The 18,295-nt window shown below is 37.9% G+C and carries 17 protein-coding genes and 1 pseudogene; 11 read left to right on the forward strand and 7 right to left on the reverse strand.

Features of this window, described 5'->3' with window-relative positions; all coding sequences use genetic code 11:
• Positions 1-309: 309 nt before the first annotated feature.
• The 5 genes from PQ474_RS00715 (at position 310) to PQ474_RS00735 (ending at position 4,861) form a co-directional block, all read left to right on the forward strand.
• The gene (locus tag PQ474_RS00715; protein WP_273839640.1) at positions 310-855 is read left to right on the forward strand and encodes a peroxiredoxin; all 546 of its coding nucleotides are present in this window, start codon (positions 310-312) and stop codon (positions 853-855) included.
• An 88-nt stretch (positions 856-943) separates the two neighbouring features.
• Positions 944-1,396 (forward strand): TlpA disulfide reductase family protein, encoded by a 453-nt coding sequence (locus PQ474_RS00720; protein ID WP_273839642.1) that lies wholly within the window; start codon positions 944-946, stop codon positions 1,394-1,396.
• Between the two features lie 101 nt (positions 1,397-1,497).
• On the forward strand, positions 1,498-2,730 hold the full coding sequence (locus PQ474_RS00725) for a peptidoglycan recognition protein family protein (RefSeq protein WP_273839644.1): 1,233 nt from the start codon (positions 1,498-1,500) through the stop codon (positions 2,728-2,730).
• A 230-nt stretch (positions 2,731-2,960) separates the two neighbouring features.
• A complete protein-coding gene (locus PQ474_RS00730) occupies positions 2,961-3,848 on the forward strand; it encodes a hypothetical protein (protein ID WP_273839646.1) in 888 nt (295 codons plus the stop codon).
• Complete coding sequence (locus PQ474_RS00735; protein WP_273839647.1) at positions 3,785-4,861, forward strand: hypothetical protein; 1,077 nt, start codon at positions 3,785-3,787, stop codon at positions 4,859-4,861. The genes PQ474_RS00730 and PQ474_RS00735 overlap by 64 nt, the downstream gene beginning before the upstream one ends.
• 123 nt (positions 4,862-4,984) lie before the next feature.
• Here the strand turns inward: PQ474_RS00735 and rnjA are convergent, their stop codons facing one another.
• The 4 genes and pseudogenes from rnjA to PQ474_RS00755 all read right to left on the reverse strand — a co-directional run.
• On the reverse strand, positions 4,985-6,652 hold the full coding sequence (rnjA, locus tag PQ474_RS00740; protein ID WP_273839648.1) for a ribonuclease J1: 1,668 nt from the start codon (positions 6,650-6,652) through the stop codon (positions 4,985-4,987).
• Positions 6,653-6,655: 3 nt separating this feature from the next.
• A complete protein-coding gene (locus PQ474_RS00745) occupies positions 6,656-6,865 on the reverse strand; it encodes a DNA-dependent RNA polymerase subunit epsilon (RefSeq protein ID WP_273839650.1) in 210 nt (69 codons plus the stop codon).
• A 426-nt stretch (positions 6,866-7,291) separates the two neighbouring features.
• Positions 7,292-7,843 carry a peptide deformylase gene (def, locus tag PQ474_RS00750; RefSeq protein WP_273839652.1) on the reverse strand — a complete coding sequence of 184 codons (552 nt, stop codon included), beginning with the start codon at positions 7,841-7,843 and terminating at the stop codon, positions 7,292-7,294.
• Between the two features lie 144 nt (positions 7,844-7,987).
• Positions 7,988-8,065: pseudogene (locus tag PQ474_RS00755) on the reverse strand (YjcZ family sporulation protein); the annotation flags it as partial.
• A gap of 371 nt (positions 8,066-8,436) precedes the next feature.
• Between PQ474_RS00755 and PQ474_RS00760 the strand changes: the two are divergent.
• From PQ474_RS00760 to PQ474_RS00785, 6 genes are all read left to right on the forward strand, one after another.
• Entirely contained in the window at positions 8,437-9,087 is a 651-nt protein-coding gene (locus tag PQ474_RS00760; protein WP_273839653.1) for a YkyA family protein, read from the forward strand.
• A 422-nt stretch (positions 9,088-9,509) separates the two neighbouring features.
• A complete protein-coding gene (gene pdhA / locus PQ474_RS00765) occupies positions 9,510-10,595 on the forward strand; it encodes a pyruvate dehydrogenase (acetyl-transferring) E1 component subunit alpha (protein WP_273839654.1) in 1,086 nt (361 codons plus the stop codon).
• Between the two features lie 3 nt (positions 10,596-10,598).
• Positions 10,599-11,576 (forward strand): alpha-ketoacid dehydrogenase subunit beta, encoded by a 978-nt coding sequence (locus tag PQ474_RS00770; protein ID WP_273839656.1) that lies wholly within the window; start codon positions 10,599-10,601, stop codon positions 11,574-11,576.
• A 122-nt stretch (positions 11,577-11,698) separates the two neighbouring features.
• The gene (locus PQ474_RS00775) at positions 11,699-12,994 is read left to right on the forward strand and encodes a dihydrolipoamide acetyltransferase family protein (protein ID WP_273839657.1); all 1,296 of its coding nucleotides are present in this window, start codon (positions 11,699-11,701) and stop codon (positions 12,992-12,994) included.
• Positions 12,995-12,997: 3 nt separating this feature from the next.
• The gene (lpdA, locus tag PQ474_RS00780) at positions 12,998-14,407 is read left to right on the forward strand and encodes a dihydrolipoyl dehydrogenase (RefSeq protein ID WP_273839659.1); all 1,410 of its coding nucleotides are present in this window, start codon (positions 12,998-13,000) and stop codon (positions 14,405-14,407) included.
• A gap of 220 nt (positions 14,408-14,627) precedes the next feature.
• Positions 14,628-14,846, forward strand: a complete 219-nt coding sequence (locus tag PQ474_RS00785) for a hypothetical protein (protein ID WP_273839661.1) — start codon at positions 14,628-14,630, stop codon at positions 14,844-14,846.
• A gap of 31 nt (positions 14,847-14,877) precedes the next feature.
• Here the strand turns inward: PQ474_RS00785 and PQ474_RS00790 are convergent, their stop codons facing one another.
• The 3 genes from PQ474_RS00790 to PQ474_RS00800 form a co-directional block, all read right to left on the reverse strand.
• On the reverse strand, positions 14,878-15,339 hold the full coding sequence (locus tag PQ474_RS00790) for a thioredoxin domain-containing protein (protein ID WP_273839662.1): 462 nt from the start codon (positions 15,337-15,339) through the stop codon (positions 14,878-14,880).
• 154 nt (positions 15,340-15,493) lie between these two features.
• On the reverse strand, positions 15,494-17,113 hold the full coding sequence (locus PQ474_RS00795; protein ID WP_273839664.1) for a glycine betaine uptake BCCT transporter: 1,620 nt from the start codon (positions 17,111-17,113) through the stop codon (positions 15,494-15,496).
• Positions 17,114-17,199: 86 nt separating this feature from the next.
• A complete protein-coding gene (locus PQ474_RS00800) occupies positions 17,200-18,240 on the reverse strand; it encodes an FUSC family protein (protein ID WP_273839666.1) in 1,041 nt (346 codons plus the stop codon).
• Positions 18,241-18,295: the final 55 nt, after the last annotated feature.

The following is an 18,295-nucleotide window of genomic DNA, read 5'->3' on the forward strand; positions in this document are numbered from 1 at the left end:
CTGTATAAACATCTATCCTAGCATAAATAAAACGGGTGCTCAAATATAAAGGTAGTTTGTTTTCTCACGGTTTTCTCGATACCTTGTCTTTTTAGGGAGAATGCTGAGCATATTTGTCGCATTACCTTTTAAACATTGCTATAATTTAATTATATAAGCCGTTTAGAAGGGTAAAGTGTGGATATAATACTTTATGTGAAGGAAGTTCATATTTTATTTAGTTTAATTCTTATTTAATATTGACTAGTAATAAATCTTTCTTTATAATGACGGCGTATATGATTTAAATTTTATTAGGAGGTTGTACATATGACAGACAAGCGTATGGTAGCGAAGCAAGCACCACGTTTCGAAATGGATGCAGTAATGCCAAACAAAGAATTTGCAAAGGTGAGCTTAGAGGAAAATATGAAGAACGATAAATGGACAGTTCTTTATTTCTATCCAATGGACTTCACTTTCGTATGTCCAACTGAAATCACATCTTTAAGTGATCGTTATGACGAGTTTGAGGACCTAGATGCTGAAGTGATCGGTGTATCAACTGATACTGTTCACACTCATAAAGCATGGATCAACACTTCTCGTGACGACAATGGTCTTGGCGAATTAAAGTACCCACTTGCAGCTGATACTAACCATGTTGTATCTCGTGAGTATGGTGTTCTTATTGAAGAAGAAGGTGTTGCACTTCGAGGTCTTTTCATTATTAGTCCTGAAGGGGAATTAATGTATTCAGTTGTGAACCACAACAACATCGGCCGAGATGTAGAGGAAACACTTCGTGTGCTTCAAGCTCTTCAAACTGGTGGTCTTTGCCCAGCGAACTGGAAGCCAGGTCAAGCTACACTTTAATGTATAGATGAGCGATATAGGAAAAAGGTCTAGCAGCAATGTTAGACTTTTTTTCATCCGATATAATGGAAAAGAGAGGATGGTTGATATGGCATTAAAATTAAGATCACAGATGCCTGAATTAGAAGGTGCTTCTAGTTGGTTAAACAAAGAGGTAGCAAAAAAGGATCTTGTAGGCGATAAGCCAACATTAATTCATTTCTGGTCCATTAGTTGTGGCTTATGTAAAGAAGCTATGCCAAATGTAAATGAGTTTCGTGATCAGTACAAAGACAAGTTAAATGTAATTGCTGTTCATATGCCTAGATCGGAAAAAGATCTAAATTTGGAGGAAATTAAAAAAGTAGCTGAAGAGCATGAGATCACTCAACCTATTTTTGTTGATGATCATCATAAGCTTACAGATGCTTTTGAAAACGAGTATGTTCCTGCTTATTATGTATTTGATGAAGAGGGACAATTACGACATTTTCAAGCTGGTGGCGGCGGAATGAAAATGTTAACTAAGCGTGTCAATCGCGTTTTAGGAATTAAAGAATAGTTTATAGAGGAACTGAGAATCTCAGTTCCTTTTTTATTTTTCTGGGCCAAACATCAACAATAACAACTTCTGCATATATATATATCTTGAGGTGATGAATTGTGAACATTATTGATAAACGAAATTCTCTTGCTTCAAGTTCTTCTAGGTCATATCGAAGAAGATCTAGGAGTGCAATAAGAAACATTGCTATTCATCATAGTGCCACAACATCTGGAAGTGCTGAAGCTTTTGCCCGCTATCATGTTAATCAATTAGGGTGGCCGGGAATTGGTTACCATTATGTCGTTGATAGAGATGGGTCCATTAGTTTGTGTCATGATTTAGAAGTCGTCAGTTACCATGTGGGTAATAGCAATAGTTTTGTAGTTGGAATCTGCATGGTTGGTGATTTCAGAACACAGTCTTTACCTGATGCTCAAAGACAATCAGTGATCAATTTAACAAGAAGTTTAATGAGAGATTTAAATATTCCAGTTGATAATGTCTGGGGCCATATTGAATTTCCGGGATACTCATGGAAACCATGTCCATCAATTAGTATGCAAAGTTTCAGGAATTGGTTAAGAGAGGATGGCGCTGAACTGACTGGACGTCCGGCACCGACGGCTACGTATGTTGCTGGAGCCAGACAGAGAAACATTCTTAACCGTGGCGATCAAGGTGATGACATACGTGCTCTACAAGAGAGACTGGATGAGTTAGGATTTCTCCCTGGGCCAATTGATGGCATTTATGGACCACAAACGGCGGATGCGGTCATGCGTTTCCAAAGAGCAGCGTCTATAACTGTAGATGGGATCGTGGGACCGCAAACGAGAGCAGCACTCAGAGATTTTGAGCCGACGGGGGAGCAACCTGAACATGGGTCTCCAACAGATGAGCCAGATCATCGCGAAGAAATGTATCGAAGTGAAACGAGACGAATGTTACGGTTGATTTCTCCAATGATGAGAGGCGCGGATGTGCAAGAAGTGCAACAAAAAGTAGGTGCGGCAACAGATGGGATATTTGGTCCTGAAACTCAAGAGAGAGTACGTGAATTTCAAAGAAGAGAAGGAATATCAGTTGATGGAATTGTTGGACCGCAAACGTGGAGAGCGTTAGATAGAGCACGAAGTACGGGTGTAGGTTACCAGCGGTTATTGTCGGTTCAAACTCCTTATTTAAGGGGCCAAGATGTTCAGAGGGTTCAAAGAGCACTAAACCTAACAGGTGATGGGATATATGGACCGCAAACGGAAAGGGCTGTCCGTAACTTCCAAAGAAGTGAAGCTATTACAGTAGATGGAATCGTTGGTCCTCAAACGTGGAGACGATTGTTTAATGAATAATTTTCAAAATAGAGAATTCAGTTGGTGCTGAGTTCTCTATATTTTTTGATTCTATTAGATTGTGAAAGCGATCATACCTGTCTGTTCAAAGTTGAAAATAAATGGTGTGAAACTAAAGGTAGTTTTAAAGGTTTTGCCATTAACAAGCATTTTTAAGATTGAACATTTTTATGGATAGGGTACTATGAATTGCTTCATCCTAATCACATAAGTGAGAAGGAGGATTTTGTATGAAACGTCGTTATTGGATTGGAATTAATATTTTTGTTGCAGTCATTGTTTTGTATGTTGGTTTGAATTTACTTGAACCTGGATATGCTGTTAAGCCTCCTGCTGAGCTTTCTTTTAATCATCCAATTGAACATGAGATGAACGATGTATTGGGATATGATATATGGGGTTTGTCTGTCTCTGAGAAAGAGGCGAAGGGAGAGATGGATCCAAGTATGCTCTCGTTACATAATGGTGCTGTAAAAATAGATGCAGCATTTGTTGAAAAAGGAAGAGACTTATTTTACGAGAAAACGTTTAATAATGAAGTATATATTACAGACGTTCTTGGTGTATTAGATGGACCTTTATCAATTATGAATATTGGGAAGGCTGTACTTCAAGCTAGAAAGGAAGGTACTGATAATCTTAAAGTAGAGTTAGCTGAAGATGCGATAGAGGGGGGGCGTGAATTTAAAAAAGGAGAAGTGATGGAGACGGGACTTGATGTGCCAAAAGGAGCTTTTGGTCCGCTTGGAATGCCAATTAAATTTAAAGAAGGTCGGTTGAAAGCTGGTGTGACTTGCGCTGCGTGCCATGCTACGGTGGATCGTGAAACTGGAAAAGTGATAGAAGGAGCGCCTAATGCAGATTTTGATGCTGGTTTAATACTTGCATTAGCATCTAACTCAACGGCGTACTTCACCAATACTGACGTTGATGCTGAAAAGTTAAAGTCTTTTATCAGTGAACAAGAGTGGGTGAAGGAAAAGGAAAGAAATGGCTATGTGGCCTTACCTAATGTTCAAGCTCTAGAGGATGCTGTTGATCGAAACTTGTTACAGTGGCCAAAAGGGAATTTCGATTCAACGATGGATTTGCATCAGTTGGTCCATTTAAAGGGTTAACAGCCTTAAATAATAATGTACATGCTCAAAATTCAGATTTGTTGGCTCAAGCAGATCAAAGTGAAGCATTATTTGATATTGATAAAGAAAGATATATTGGAACCATTTTACAGAATGCACCTAATCCTGAATTTCGATATGAGCCACTTACGGGAGAGAAACCTTCAGATTTACTAGCGAGGGTAGATGATAACGAGACTGTACCTGGATTTAATGATATGTATCGTCCACCTACCTATCCCAAGGTATCTCTATTTACCCCGAATGGAACCGTTATTGGGACAGAAGGGCATACAGTATTAGAGCAGTTAAATGCAATATCCGCTTATCAAAATGCATTGAAACCACCTTCTGAATTTGTTTCCTATACAGAAACTGAATTAGTTGGAAGAGAAGTGTTTGATCGAGCTGGTTGTATAAGCTGTCATGCAGGAAAAGCGAGAACTAACAATCGGATTATTCCTGTTGAAGAATTAAGGACAGAGCCTTCAAGAGCAAAAGCATTTGAAGATGCACAGGAATTAACGATGGAACCTTGGTTTTATCCTTTGGATACACCAATTCCAATCCCAGAAAGTGTAGAAAGAATTAAAATACCAACGAATCACCTTGATAAAGAGCAAGTGAATCTTGCTTTAGCTCATGACTCTAATGGTGGTTACAAAGTAAAGGGATTAGTTGGCTTAAAGTTTTCGGCTCCCTATCTCCATGATGGAGGAGTAGCAGTTGGGCCTGATGAAACATCGCAACTTGGATTAGTGGGGACACTGGAAAGTGGAATGAATCCTGATCCTTATAATAGTTTAAAAGCGTTAATCGACAGTTATTTAAGAGCAGAAGTGATAGCTGCTAACCAAACTTCAGAAAAATTGCAAGCCTCGCATAATACAGGGGAAGGCCATGAATTTTGGGTTGATGATAGAAATGGTTATTCTCAAGAAGAGCAAGACGCTTTAATAAAATACTTGCTTTCAATTGATTTGGAAAAGGAAATGAAAGAGCAGGAAAAGTAGTAACTTTCATTACGTTAGAGACTGAATCGCAGATTTAGTCTCTTTTATTAAATCAGTGTATGGTAAAACCTAACGTCCATAAAAAAGGAACCACAAGGTTAAAAAACCAGTGATTCCTTCATTTTATACTTCCATGATGATCGGTAAGATCATAGGTTTACGTTTTGTCTTTTCATATAAGAACGGACCGAGTAAATCTGTAATTTCATTTTTAATCTCCGACCATTGAGTGGTCTTGCGCTCCATTACTTCATTTAAATGGCCAGCAAGTAATCTTTGTGCTTCGTGAATTAAATCACTTGATTCTCTCATATACACAAATCCACGAGAAATTAAATCTGGTCCGGCGGTTACTTTAAATTCTTTCATATTTAAACTTACCACAACAACTACAAGGCCTTCTTCAGATAGTATGCGACGATCTCTCAGGACGATATTTCCAATGTCCCCAATTCCATTTCCGTCAACATAAACAGATCCAGAAGGGACTTTCCCAACAACGCCAGCTTCATCCGTATGAAGAGCTAACACGTCTCCGTTATCCATAATGAAGCTATTCCCTTTAGGAACACCGCAATCTTCAGCTAATTTAACATGCATATTTAGCATGCGGTATTCACCATGAATTGGCATGAAATATTGGGGTTTCATTAAACGAAGCATTAGTTTTTGTTCTTCTTGTCCACCATGTCCTGATGTATGAATATCACTCAAAGGCCCATGAATGACGTCAGCACCAGCACGGTACAACTGGTTAATGGTTTTACTAACACTTAATGTATTCCCTGGGATTGGTGAAGAAGAGAAAACAACTGTATCTCCAGGAATAATCTGAATTTGGCGGTGAGTACCATTCGCAATGCGAGATAGAGCTGCCATTGGTTCACCTTGACTACCCGTGCATAAAATCGTTACCTGATTATCAGGCAACTTGTTAATTTGAGATGGTTCAATAAAAGTGCCTTTAGGAGCAGTAATATAGCCGAGTTCTTGTCCGATATTTAAAGCATTTTCCATGCTTCGTCCAAAAACAGCAACTTTTCTTCCGTTTTGGACCGCGGCTTCAACAACTTGCTGAAGGCGATGAATATTAGAAGCGAAGGTCGCAAAAATAATCCGTCCATCTACTTTGCGGAAAATACTTGTGATGCTTTCTCCAACCTTGCGCTCTGACGTTGTAAATTCAGGAATCTCACTATTTGTACTATCTGATAATAGACATAAAACCCCTTCATCCCCAATTTTTGCCATTTTAGTTAAGTTGGCAGGTTCACCGACGGGGGTAAAATCAAATTTAAAATCTCCGGTATGCACGATATTGCCAGGAGGCGTCTTTACTACAATTCCATATGCATCAGGAATACTGTGAGTTGTACGGTAAAATGTCACAGATGTTTTTGTGAATTTAACCACTTGATCTTCCTGAATTTCATGTAGTTTTGTCTTACGTAATAGACCATGCTCTTCTAATTTACCTTTAAGTAAACCTAGAGCAAGTTTTCCGCCATAAATAGGAACATTTACAGCTCTTAATAAATAGGGAATACCACCGATATGATCTTCGTGGCCATGAGTGATAAAAAGACCTTTAATTTTATCTTCGTTTTTAACTAAATACGTATAGTCTGGTATCACATAATCAATACCTAGAAGCTCGTCCTCTGGAAACTTAATTCCGGCATCAATTAAAATAATTTCATCTTGGAATTGAACAGCATATGTGTTTTTTCCAATCTCACCAAGGCCGCCTAATGCGAAAACAGCGGTTTGATTATTTTTTACTTGTTTCATAAATTATAAAGTCTCCACAGAATAGGATTCTTTTGCTTGTTCATATTCGAGATGTTCTCCAGAGATCGGTGTAACAAATTCAATATTGTAATTACGAGGAGCTAGCTTTTTCCGCACATCAGCTTCGCTTTCGCCTTCCACGTAAATCGATTCCGTAAATTCACGAACAGGAACCTGGTTGAAATTCTTTTGAAAATAAACTTTAAAAATCATTTTGTACCTCTCCTTACCATTGGTTATATTTTCATTATAAAGCAAATGTCTCCGTATTTCATGTTTTTATTTTCCGCACAGGAGATGAGGTGGTTATTTTCTATTTCTAAACGCCAATTATTGACGTTTTCGATTCTATTTAAACTTCAATCAAACGGTTTTTTGGAAGTAAATTTTTACAACCTTTTACGATTCTTTTTCTCCATTTACGTAACATTGGTTTCACATCCTTTTGGTGTACTTATACATATATGAATGGTGGTGGAGGTTTGATATGTATAGTATGTGTTGGATATGATTCTCCTGTTCAAGGTAATAAATGGATAAAAAAAACCAAATTAGTATAGTGATCCACACCTATACTGGGCCTAGACTTATTGTTGAGACCAGGGAGGTAAAGGATCAGTATCTAAGTTGGGTTACAAATCAACCTTTCAAATGGGGAAGTTCTTTTTTAAGTTTATCTTTAAAGCCTTCAATTCGGTCATAAAACATAATACCATTAAGGTGATCTAATTCATGTTGAAAAACGATGGCTACTAAGCCGCGTAATCTTAAAGAGACTTCTTCCCCTTCTAATGTCGTACCTTTTACAGTAATCCGAGAATATCTAGGCACTAAGCCAGGTACATCCCTGTCAACAGAAAGGCAACCTTCTCCTCCTTCAAGGTGTGTTTCTTCAATTGAATGACTTACGATTCTTGGATTAAAAAGCCCCATACTATAAAGTTGATCTTGTTCATCTGTTACATGGACTGCGAACATTCGCTTAGAAATGCCGATTTGTGGAGCGGCAACACCGACTCCAGCTCGCAGTTCATATTTTTCAGCAAGTTCTGGATCTTGACTATTGATGACAAAGTCTAGCATATCTTGGAGAATTTTTTTATCTTCAGCACTTGCTGGTAAAGAGACTTCTTCTGCTACTTCTCGAAGTACAGGGTTACCTTCTCTAACTATATCCTTCATTGTTAACATATGTATTCACTCCTTTTGCACTTACGTTTACTTTATGAAGAAATACTTAAAATATCAAGTAGTATTAATTCCAATCATGAACAATTACGTGAAATAAGTAAAAAGAAGAAGCAAGGGAAACCCCTTACTTCTTCTGCAATTCTCTTAGCAGTGGCCAAATTTAGAAGCGCCAACGATGATAAGCAGAATGAAAAGTACTACGATTAAAGCGAATCCTCTTCCAGCACCTGGAGCGTACGCGCCAGCTACTTGTGGGGCGCCGTAACCGTATCCGCAAGGGTCAGTACATCCGTATCCTGCACCATATCCTGCACCGTATCCATATCCAAACATTTTGCATTCCTCCTTTGTCTTTGCACCGCAATGATTGCGATTCACTATTACATTATGCATTTTTAGAAGGTGTGGTTGGACGAATGCCCATTTTTATCTATTTAATTCAAATAATTTAGTGGACAGGCTCATATTAGAATTGTTGGGCTCATATACTATCAGAGGGTAGAGTAATAAAAATTAGTTGTCATTTGGAACTTATTGGATTACTGTAGTGATGTGAGTTTAGGGGTACAGTGAAACTGGGATAGGAGGATTAAATGTTGATCTTTAAAAAATGGGCAATGTTATTATTCATGATAGGAGCGCTTGCGGGGTGCGGGGAACAGCCGGCAGAGACAATATATCAGTATTTAGAGGCTGCTGTTGAACGTGAAGAGCCATTCGGACAGCAACAAGAACCATTGCAAAATGCGGAATTAAGAGAGAATGAAATATTTGAAGAAATGATTGCTTTAGGGCTCGGAGATTTAGATGAACTAACACGTCTTGCAAATGAGGCGATTGTTTCAGTCGAAGCACGTGAGGCCATGGTAGCTAAAGAAAAGACTAGTCTTGAAGAAAGTTTTATGACTTTTAATAAAATTGAAACAGAAATTGAAAATATTAAGGACGAAGCATTAGTTTCGATGGTTAACACATTAGCAGCTAGTATGAAAACGCGTTATGAAAATTATAATCATTTACATGAAGTTTATGTGAAGACGGCTGTTGAGGACCGAGTTCTTTTTGAGATGTTGAAGTCGGAGGAGTTGGAATTAGAAGAGCTTCAAGCTCAAATAGATGTCGTCAATGATTTATATGTAGAAGTAGAGAAACGAAAAGAAGCATTCAATCGCTCGACAGACGACTACAATCAATTGAAAAGAGAATTTTATGAAGCTGCAGGGCTTAACGTACAGTTTGAATAGTACGTTAAGCTCTTTTTTTTTTTTTCTGCAAAGTGAACCTCTGTACTAATATTGTGTGCAATTGTAATATAACACATTGTTTTAAAGAAGAATGTTGATAACCTAATTTTTTTGATAAAAACCTTAAGCAAAAGGATTGACGGAGTTTGTGTAAATAGAGTAGACTTAATTTCGTAAGCATTGTTGTATTACTATGTTGGTAAGATGACTAATACAGATGTTTTTTTTGTCTTAGTGGGGTGAATCTCAAACATTCTCTTAATAATATAAGCGTTGAATTTAATGTGGAGAGGTTATGGATGAGTATAGTTTGGGTATCCTATGTGTGAGATTTGTCAAATAACTAAATTCTCATAGTCATTTGAGATTATGGTAAACAAGACGATTAAGTATTTTTTATTCGAAAGGAAGAGGTGAAGGTAGTGAGTACAAAAACGTTAGCACAAGTTGAAGAGCAATTTGAAACGTTTCAAATTCTTAACGAAGAAGGCGAAATCGTTAACGAAGCTGCAATGCCTGAATTGAGTGATGAAGATTTACAAGAAATGATGAGACGTATGGTCTATACACGTATTTGGGATCAACGAGCTATTTCATTAAACCGTCAAGGACGCCTTGGTTTCTATGCACCGGTAGCTGGTCAAGAAGCTTCAATGTTAGGGAGTCATTTTGCTTTAGATAAAGAAGATTGGATTTTGCCTGGATATCGTGATATTCCTCAAATTGTATTTCATGGATTACCATTACATCAAGCATTTTTATGGTCACGTGGACACTTTGCTGGAAGTCAATTTCCTGATGGGTTAAACATTCTTTATCCACAAATTATTATTGGTGCACAGATTATCCAAGCAGCTGGTGTTGCTGTTGGTCTTAAGCGTAAAAAGAAAAATAACATTGCTATTACGTACACTGGTGATGGCGGTGCGTCACAAGGTGATTTCTATGAAGGAATGAACTTCGCTGGTGCTTATAATGCTCCTGCTGTTTTCATTGTTCAAAATAACCGCTTTGCGATTTCAGTTCCGGTTGAGAAGCAATCAGCAGCGAAAACAATTGCTCAAAAAGCAGTTGCTGCAGGTATTGAAGGAGTTCAAGTTGATGGGATGGACATCTTAGCTGTTTATGCAGCAACGAAGCAAGCTCGTGAACGTGCGCTAGCTGGAGAAGGTCCTACATTGATCGAAACGATGACGTATCGTTATGGCCCTCATACAATGGCAGGAGATGATCCAACTCGTTACCGTTCTTCTGATCTTGATGATGAGTGGACGAAAAAAGATCCACTTGTTCGTTTCAGAAAGTTCTTAGAGAAAAAAGGTCTATGGACAGAAGAAAAAGAGAACGGAATTGTAGACCAAGCGAAAGAAGATATAAAAGAAGCAATGAAGAAAGCTGATGCGGCTCCTAAACAAAAAGTAACGGACTTAATCAGTTTCATGTTCGAAGATTTACCATACAATCTTCAAGAACAAATGAAAGAATATACAGCAAAGGAGTCGAAGTAACCGATGGCACAAATGACTATGATTCAAGCAATTACGGATGCTATGCGTAATGAGCTTAAGAATAATGAAGATGTTCTTGTGTTTGGTGAAGACGTTGGTCAAAACGGTGGAGTATTCCGTGCGACTGAAGGCTTACAAAAAGAATTTGGCGAAGATCGTGTATTTGACACACCACTTGCAGAGTCGGGTATTGGTGGTCTAGCGATTGGTTTAGGACTTACTGGTTTTCGTCCAGTTATGGAAATTCAATTCTTTGGATTTTTATTTGAAGTATTTGACTCTTTAGCGGGTCAAATGAACCGTATGCGTTATCGTACAGGTGGAAAGTTAACATCTCCAATCACAGTGCGTTCTCCTTTTGGTGGTGGTGTAAAAACGCCTGAAATGCATGCAGATAGTTTAGAAGGTCTTGTTGCACAAACTCCTGGTTTGAAAGTCGTCATTCCTTCTACTCCATATGATGCAAAAGGACTTCTAATTTCGTCTATTCGTGATAACGATCCGGTTGTTTTCCTTGAGCACATGAAATTATACCGTTCTTTCCGTGCAGAAGTGCCAGAAGAAGAGTATACAATTCCATTAGGAAAAGCAGATATTAAACGTGAAGGTAAAGATTTAACTATTGTTACATACGGAGCAATGGTACACTCTTCCCTAAAGGCTGCTGAAGAGTTAGAGAAAGAGGGCATTGATGTAGAAGTTATTGACCTTATGACCATCAGCCCACTTGATATCGATACAATTATTGCATCTGTTGAAAAGACTAACCGTGCAATTGTTGTTCAAGAAGCTCAAAAACAAGCAGGTATCGCTGCAAATGTAGTGGCAGAAATTACAGAACGTGCGATTTTAAGTCTTGAAGCACCAGTTCTTCGAGTTGCATCTCCGGATACGATCTATCCATTTGCAGCAGCAGAAGATGCATGGTTACCTGATTATAAAGGAATCATTGAAACAGCAAAGAAAGTGATTAATTTTTAATTTATAGACAAGCGCATTGAAAGGAAAGATGTTAGTCTTTCCTTTTTTAAAAAGATAAGAAAGACGGCTTTTGCCGTTTTTCTTAACGAATTAAATTTGTTTAATAAAAGGAGGCACTCCAAGTGGCATATGAGTTTAAACTGCCTGATATTGGTGAAGGTATTCATGAAGGTGAGATTGTAAAATGGTTTGTTAAGCCAGGTGACGAGATCAAGGAAGATGATATCCTTCTTGAAGTACAAAATGACAAAGCAGTTGTTGAAATTCCTTCTCCAGTTGATGGAAAAGTTCTTGAAATTAAAGTAGAAGAAGGAACAGTTAGTATTGTTGGTGATGTTCTTTTAACGATTGATGCAGGTGATGCGAACCCAGCTGAAGAGGAAAGTGCTCCAGAACCAGTTGCAGAAGCAGAACCTAAAAACGAAGAAGTAGCAAAGTCTTCTGAACCTGCTGCAGACACAGCGAATGACGATATTGATAGTGATGCTCGTGTAATTGCAATGCCTTCAGTTCGTAAGTATGCACGTGAAAAAGGCGTTGCTATTCAAAAAGTAACAGCTACTGGTAAGAATGGCCGAGTGCTTAGAGTAGATGTAGATACATTCTTAAGCGGTGGTGCTACAACAACAGATACTACAGTACCAGCTGAAGCAAAAGAGGAAACGACAGCTGCTGCAGCTCCTAAAAAAGTTGAACCAGTATCTATTCCTGTTGGTGATCTTGAGGAACGTGTACCACTTAAAGGGGTACGTAAGGCAATTGCAAAAGCGATGGTTAATTCCAAGCATACTGCACCTCACGTTACACACATGGATGAGATTGAAGTTTCTAACTTAGTGGCACACCGTAAAGAATACAAGGCTATTGCTGCTGAGCAAGGTACAAAATTAACGTACTTACCGTATGTAGTAAAAGCTCTTACTGCAGCGTTACGTAAATATCCTACTCTAAATGCATCTATTGATGATGCGAATGAAGAGATTGTATATAAAAAATACTTTAACATTGGAATTGCTGCTGATACGGAGCATGGTCTTTTTGTACCAGTTGTTAAAGATGCTGATCGTAAATCGATCTTTGTACTTGCTGATGAAATTAATGAGTTGGCAGCAAAAGCTCGTGATGGTAAACTTAGTGGTGCAGAAATGAAGGGCGGGTCAGCCACCATTTCTAATGTTGGTTCTGCTCGTGGACTTTGGTTTACACCAGTTATTAATCACCCAGAAGTTGCTATTTTAGGTATTGGTCGTATTGAAGAGAAGCCAGTTGTAAAGAATGGTGAGATCGTTGCTGCTCCTGTATTGGCTTTATCTTTAAGTTATGATCACCGTCTAATAGATGGCGTTACAGCTCAGAATGCACTTAACCACGTGAAACGTCTATTAAATGATCCGCAATTATTATTAATGGAGGGGTAGTACATGGTTGTAGGAGATTTCGCAAATGAAGTAGATACGCTTGTTATCGGTTCAGGTCCTGGAGGATATGTTGCAGCAATTCGTGCAGCACAACTAGGACAAAAAGTAACAATTGTTGAAAAAGGAGAAATGGGTGGCGTTTGTTTAAACGTTGGATGTATTCCTTCTAAAGCATTAATCGCTGCTGGTCACCGTTTTCATAATGCTAAGCATTCTGAAGATATGGGAATCATAGCTGAAAAGGTTTCGATTAACTTTGAAAAAGTTCAAGAATGGAAAGGCTCTGTTGTTAAAAAGTTAACAGGCGGAGTTGAAGGACTTCTTAAAGGAAATAAGGTTGAGATCGTTCGTGGTGAAGCTTATTTTGCTTCTGAGAATTCTGTTCGTATTATGGATGAAAAGAGTGCTCAAACATACAACTTCAAAAATTGTATAATTGCCACTGGATCACGTCCAATTGAAATCCCTGGTTTCAAGTACACAAATCGCGTCATTAACTCTACTGGTGCACTAGCTCTTAAAGAAGTTCCTAAAAAGCTAGTTGTCATCGGTGGTGGTTACATTGGAATTGAATTAGCTGGTGCTTATGCTAACATGGGTGCAGAAGTAGTTGTTCTTGAAGGAAGCAAGCAAATTCTTGGTGGTTTCGAAAAGCAAATGGCTAAGGTTGTTGAACGTCGTTTAAAGAAAAACGGTGTTGAATTCAAGATGGAAGCACTTGCTAAAGGTGTAGAAGAGTCGGAAACAGGTGTAAAAGTTACTGCTGAAGTGAAAGGCAAGGAAGAAGTTTTTGAAGCTGACTATTGTCTAGTAACAGTAGGCCGTAAACCAAATACAGATGAGCTTGGTCTTGAGCAAATCGGTGTTGAACTTACTGAACGTGGCGTTGTGAAAATTGATAAACAATGTCGTACAAATATCTCTAACATCTATGCAATTGGTGATGTTGTTGAAGGACCTCCACTCGCTCATAAAGCATCTTATGAAGGTAAGATTGCTGCAGAAGCGATTGCTGGGGAAAAGTCAGAAGTAGATTATCTTGCGATTCCAGCAGTTGTATTCTCTGATCCAGAACTTGCAAGTGTGGGTTATACAGAGGCAGAAGCTAAAGAAGCTGGTTTTGATGTAATTGCTTCTAAATTCCCATTTGCAGCAAATGGACGTGCATTATCTCTTAATGAGACTGACGGCTTTATGAAGCTTGTTACTCGTAAAGATGATGGTCTTGTAGTTGGTGCTCAAATTGCTGGTCCAAACGCATCTGATATGATTGCTGAGCTTGGTCTTGCTATTGAAACAGGAATGACGGCGGAAGATATCGCTTTAACGATTCACGCCCATCCATCTCTTGGTGAGATTACAATGGAAGCTGCGGAAGTAGCTCTAGGAACACCGATTCATATTGTAAAATAAATAAGAATAAAGACATCCGTAAGGGTGTCTTTTTTTGTTAGTATCAAAACGCAGTTGACAATTAGGAATAATAAGGATAATATTATTATAACATATAAGAATTGTCGGAATTGAAATGAGCACTTTTGAAGGGTGGTAAAACAATATGGTAAAGTTTTTAAAGAAAATTTTTATAGCTTAGAACGATATACCATATCCATTCTTGTTTTCTGAGTATTTTATGCAAACGTTTACTCGATTAGATAATTGGGAGATGTTCTTAGATGTACTGCAAGTTCAAAGTGCTTCAGAAGAAAAATTTGAATATTTATTTGAGACACAAAAAGAGGTTAGAGAATTAACGGGGTTTTCTTCCTGGTTAGAAATGAAAGATAAGGCTGAAGAAATTTATTACGAGTGTATCCATTTGGGATCCAACCTACGCATTAAGGGTGCATAGGTTTTTGTATTTTTAATGAGAGCACCAGCCTTTAATAAGAGGCTGGTGCTCTGTATGTATAAAATTGCAAGAAGGTATGGGAAAGAAGAGAGGTCGAAAGCTTTGTTTCTTTTTCAAGATGAAAGATTTCTACTAAATGTGCTAATATTTCGTCTTTTGAAAAAGTGCCTTCCATTCTTAAATCTTCTTGTTCTCCTGTTAGGACTAACATAGTTGGAAATTGCTCAATATTAAAATAACGTATTAAATCGCGCTCATTAGCATCGACGATTAACAGTGACGGTATATTACTTGGGTAATCTTGCTTTAGTTCTAATAAAGCATCATAATATGTTTTTTCATCTTGCATTTTGGAGGAATCGGAAAAAAGAACTGTAATGGTTTCCTCTTCATGTTGCAGCAAAGGATTTTCTATCGACGATGCTGTTGTCGAAAAACAAGAACTTAATAGAAAAATGGAACTTACAATCATCAGTTCGATATACTTGTCCATTACGATTTCACTTCCTTGTTTTACATAATGATACTTCATTTTAACATGCATTTTTCAACATGGAATGTTTGAAATCGAAATGTAATGAAATAGAAATATTTAGGAGTTTTATAAAAGAAAGGATGTCCAGTTCTTGAATGGACATCCCTTTCTGCTATTCTTTCTTTCTCAGATCAGCTTTTTCTTTTTTGAAAGCTATTTTTTCTTCTTTTAACTTTTCTCGTTCCTTTTTAAGTTCATAGCGTTCGAGCATGATTCTTTCTTTTTCAGAAATTAAAGTAGGTTTCTCGGATTGTAATGACTTCATTAAAGAGAAAATCATTGCGATCATAATGACAGTAAATGGCAAAGCTGCAATAATAGCTGCTGTTTGCAGCGAGCCAAGTCCTTGCTCTGTTAATACTAATAAAACAATAGCCGTTAGTGAAATAATTAATCCCCAGGCAAATTTAACAGAGTTAGGAGGGTTTAGGTTCCCATTTGTTGTCTGCATCCCTAATACAACAGTGGCTGAATCAGCTGAAGTGACAAAGAAAGAAGAAATTAAAAATACGGCTAAGATGGATAACAAAAGCCCTAATGGATATTGTTCAAGTACAGCAAATAGAGCCACTTCCATTCCAGCTTCGGACATGGTTGCCATAATGTCCGAAACTCCTGTACGTTGCATTTGGATTCCTGTCCCTCCGAAAACGGCAAACCAAAAAGCACCGAAAAGTGAAGGAACCGCAAGGACCCCAATAATAAATTCCCGAATTGTACGCCCTTTAGAAACACGAGCGATAAAAGTACCGACAAATGGAGCCCAGGAAATCCACCAAGCCCAGTAAAAGATTGTCCAACCTTCTACCCAAGTTGTTTCGGGGTTATAAACATCCAATCGAAAACTCATACCGGCTAAATTTTGAAGATAACTCCCTACACCCTGTGTGAATACACCCATAATATAGCTAGTTGGTCCAAGAAATAAAACAAATAACATAAGAAAAATAGCTAAGTAAACATTTGTCTTACTTAAAATACGAATACCTTTATCTAATCCTGTTTGCGCTGATATCATAAATAAAACCGTCACAATAATAATAACAAGAAATTGAAGGAGTCTCGCATTCATTGATTGTAAACCAGGGATTAAATAAGCTAATCCTGCTGAAATTTGAGCAGCACCGAAGCCTAGAGAGGTTGCAACCCCAAAGATTGTTGCAAAAACAACGAGGACATTAATGGTTATTCCTAGTCCACCATTGGATCTCTCTCCAAGTAGAGGTTGTAAAACGGCACTCATGACTGCTGGTGAACCCTTTCTAAATCTGAAATAAGCTAAAGCAAGAGCAACGATAGAATAGATAGCCCATGGATGTAAGCCCCAGTGGAAAAAGGCATAACGCATGGCTTCTCCAGCGGCTTGATTTGAACCAGATTCGGCTGTCGGTGGATCGAAAAAGTGATAAAGGGGTTCGGCAACTCCCCAAAAGACGAGACCAATTCCCATACCCGCAGTGAATAAAAAGGAAAACCAAGTTAAATAGGTATACTCAGGTTCGTCCTCGGGTTTACCTAATTTAATCTTTCCATAAGGACTAATAATAAGATATAAACAAAAAATTAGAAAGCCCGTGGCTGCTAATAAATAAAACCAACCAAGTTCATTTGTAATAAAGCTTTGGATCGAATTTGTAACCGTTTCTAGATTAGCAGGTGCAATAAGACCCCATAAAATAAAGGCAACTGCAATTGCCACGGAAATGGTGAAAACAGATGTAACTTTTCTCATAATCAACTACCTTTCTTGTAAAAACATATTTAACCGTATCATAACTAACTTATAAAGAGCAAATGGTTTGCTATCTAGGAACAAGTCTAATCATAGATAAGTTGTTTTTTGAATATATAAGTTGGATAGTCGTTTTCTTCCATAGAGAATCTTCTTTCATCTGTTGTTATTTCTGATAATTCTGCCGTGACGTCATGAAGAGAAATGAGCTCATGACAAATCTGAGATATAAAGGTGTCTTGCTTCGTTTGTTTGTTACGCAGTTGCTTTATCTTTTCTATGTTAATGTAATGATTAGTAGTCATTTGGTGAAAATGGTCTTGATAAATGGTATTAAAGGATTCAATTGCTTGCTGAATGACTTTTTGATCCTGCTCACTAATTGTTTGATTTAGCCTTAAGTGACAAATCTTACCTATGTGAAAAAGAATTAGGTGTAAATAACTTAATTTCTTTTGTAGATAACCAAATGACCGACGTTCAAATTCGGTTGAACGTCGATATTGCCATTCGTCGTGCTGAAATTGAGTTAATTGATAAGCTGTTGTTAACTCTTCATGCAAATGGCGGTAGTATTGAGTTCGATCCATCGAATCATCTAAGAAATGCGAACGCATAATGAGGGAGAAGTTTGTTGCCGATTTATTGAAAAGCTCATCTACTTTTTTCACGAGAATAGGACCGAATCTAGGAGGTAAAATAAGAAAATTAACAAATGTTGATACAATGATCCCAATCGACGTTCCAGATATTCTAGTGCTAAAATCAAAAATAGCATGATCCGTTGTTCCTGGTATCATTGCAACAGCAGTTAATGTAGCAACAAGTGTACCTGTGTCAAATTTCAATTTAGAACAGACTATGATAGTTAACATGGCTACTAATGCATATGTAAGGGCATTTTGACCAAACAAAAAATCGACTGCTATGGCAAAGCTAGCTCCTAGTGCTGCTGCTGGAAGTCGAATCATCCCTTTTTTTAAAGAGTCAGCAGCAGTGGGTTCAGTTGTCACGATAGCGGTAATAACAGCAAATGTTGGAGGCAGGCCAATCAAGTGACAAATAAGTGCTGTGATAAAAACGGCAACACCTGTTTTTATTACTCGTCTGCCAATCCAGCTCTTCATAATGTAAACTCCTTGTAGGTTAAAATGGTTTTATATATATTCATTTTTATTATTG

This window comes from Halalkalibacter alkalisediminis (genome assembly GCF_028610705.1).
GTDB lineage: Bacteria > Bacillota > Bacilli > Bacillales > Bacillaceae_D > Halalkalibacter > Halalkalibacter alkalisediminis.

Coding starts and splice junctions, on each gene's coding strand:
- PQ474_RS00715 (WP_273839640.1), top strand. CDS start 310: ATGACAGACAAGCGTATGGTAGCGAAGCAAGCACCACGTTTCGAAATG.
- PQ474_RS00720 (WP_273839642.1), top strand. CDS start 944: ATGGCATTAAAATTAAGATCACAGATGCCTGAATTAGAAGGTGCTTCT.
- PQ474_RS00730 (WP_273839646.1), top strand. CDS start 2,961: ATGAAACGTCGTTATTGGATTGGAATTAATATTTTTGTTGCAGTCATT.
- rnjA (WP_273839648.1), bottom strand. CDS start 6,652: ATGAAACAAGTAAAAAATAATCAAACCGCTGTTTTCGCATTAGGCGGC.
- PQ474_RS00745 (WP_273839650.1), bottom strand. CDS start 6,865: ATGATTTTTAAAGTTTATTTTCAAAAGAATTTCAACCAGGTTCCTGTT.
- def (WP_273839652.1), bottom strand. CDS start 7,843: ATGTTAACAATGAAGGATATAGTTAGAGAAGGTAACCCTGTACTTCGA.
- PQ474_RS00760 (WP_273839653.1), top strand. CDS start 8,437: ATGTTGATCTTTAAAAAATGGGCAATGTTATTATTCATGATAGGAGCG.
- PQ474_RS00770 (WP_273839656.1), top strand. CDS start 10,599: ATGGCACAAATGACTATGATTCAAGCAATTACGGATGCTATGCGTAAT.
- lpdA (WP_273839659.1), top strand. CDS start 12,998: ATGGTTGTAGGAGATTTCGCAAATGAAGTAGATACGCTTGTTATCGGT.
- PQ474_RS00785 (WP_273839661.1), top strand. CDS start 14,628: ATGCAAACGTTTACTCGATTAGATAATTGGGAGATGTTCTTAGATGTA.
- PQ474_RS00790 (WP_273839662.1), bottom strand. CDS start 15,339: ATGGACAAGTATATCGAACTGATGATTGTAAGTTCCATTTTTCTATTA.
- PQ474_RS00795 (WP_273839664.1), bottom strand. CDS start 17,113: ATGAGAAAAGTTACATCTGTTTTCACCATTTCCGTGGCAATTGCAGTT.
- PQ474_RS00800 (WP_273839666.1), bottom strand. CDS start 18,240: ATGAAGAGCTGGATTGGCAGACGAGTAATAAAAACAGGTGTTGCCGTT.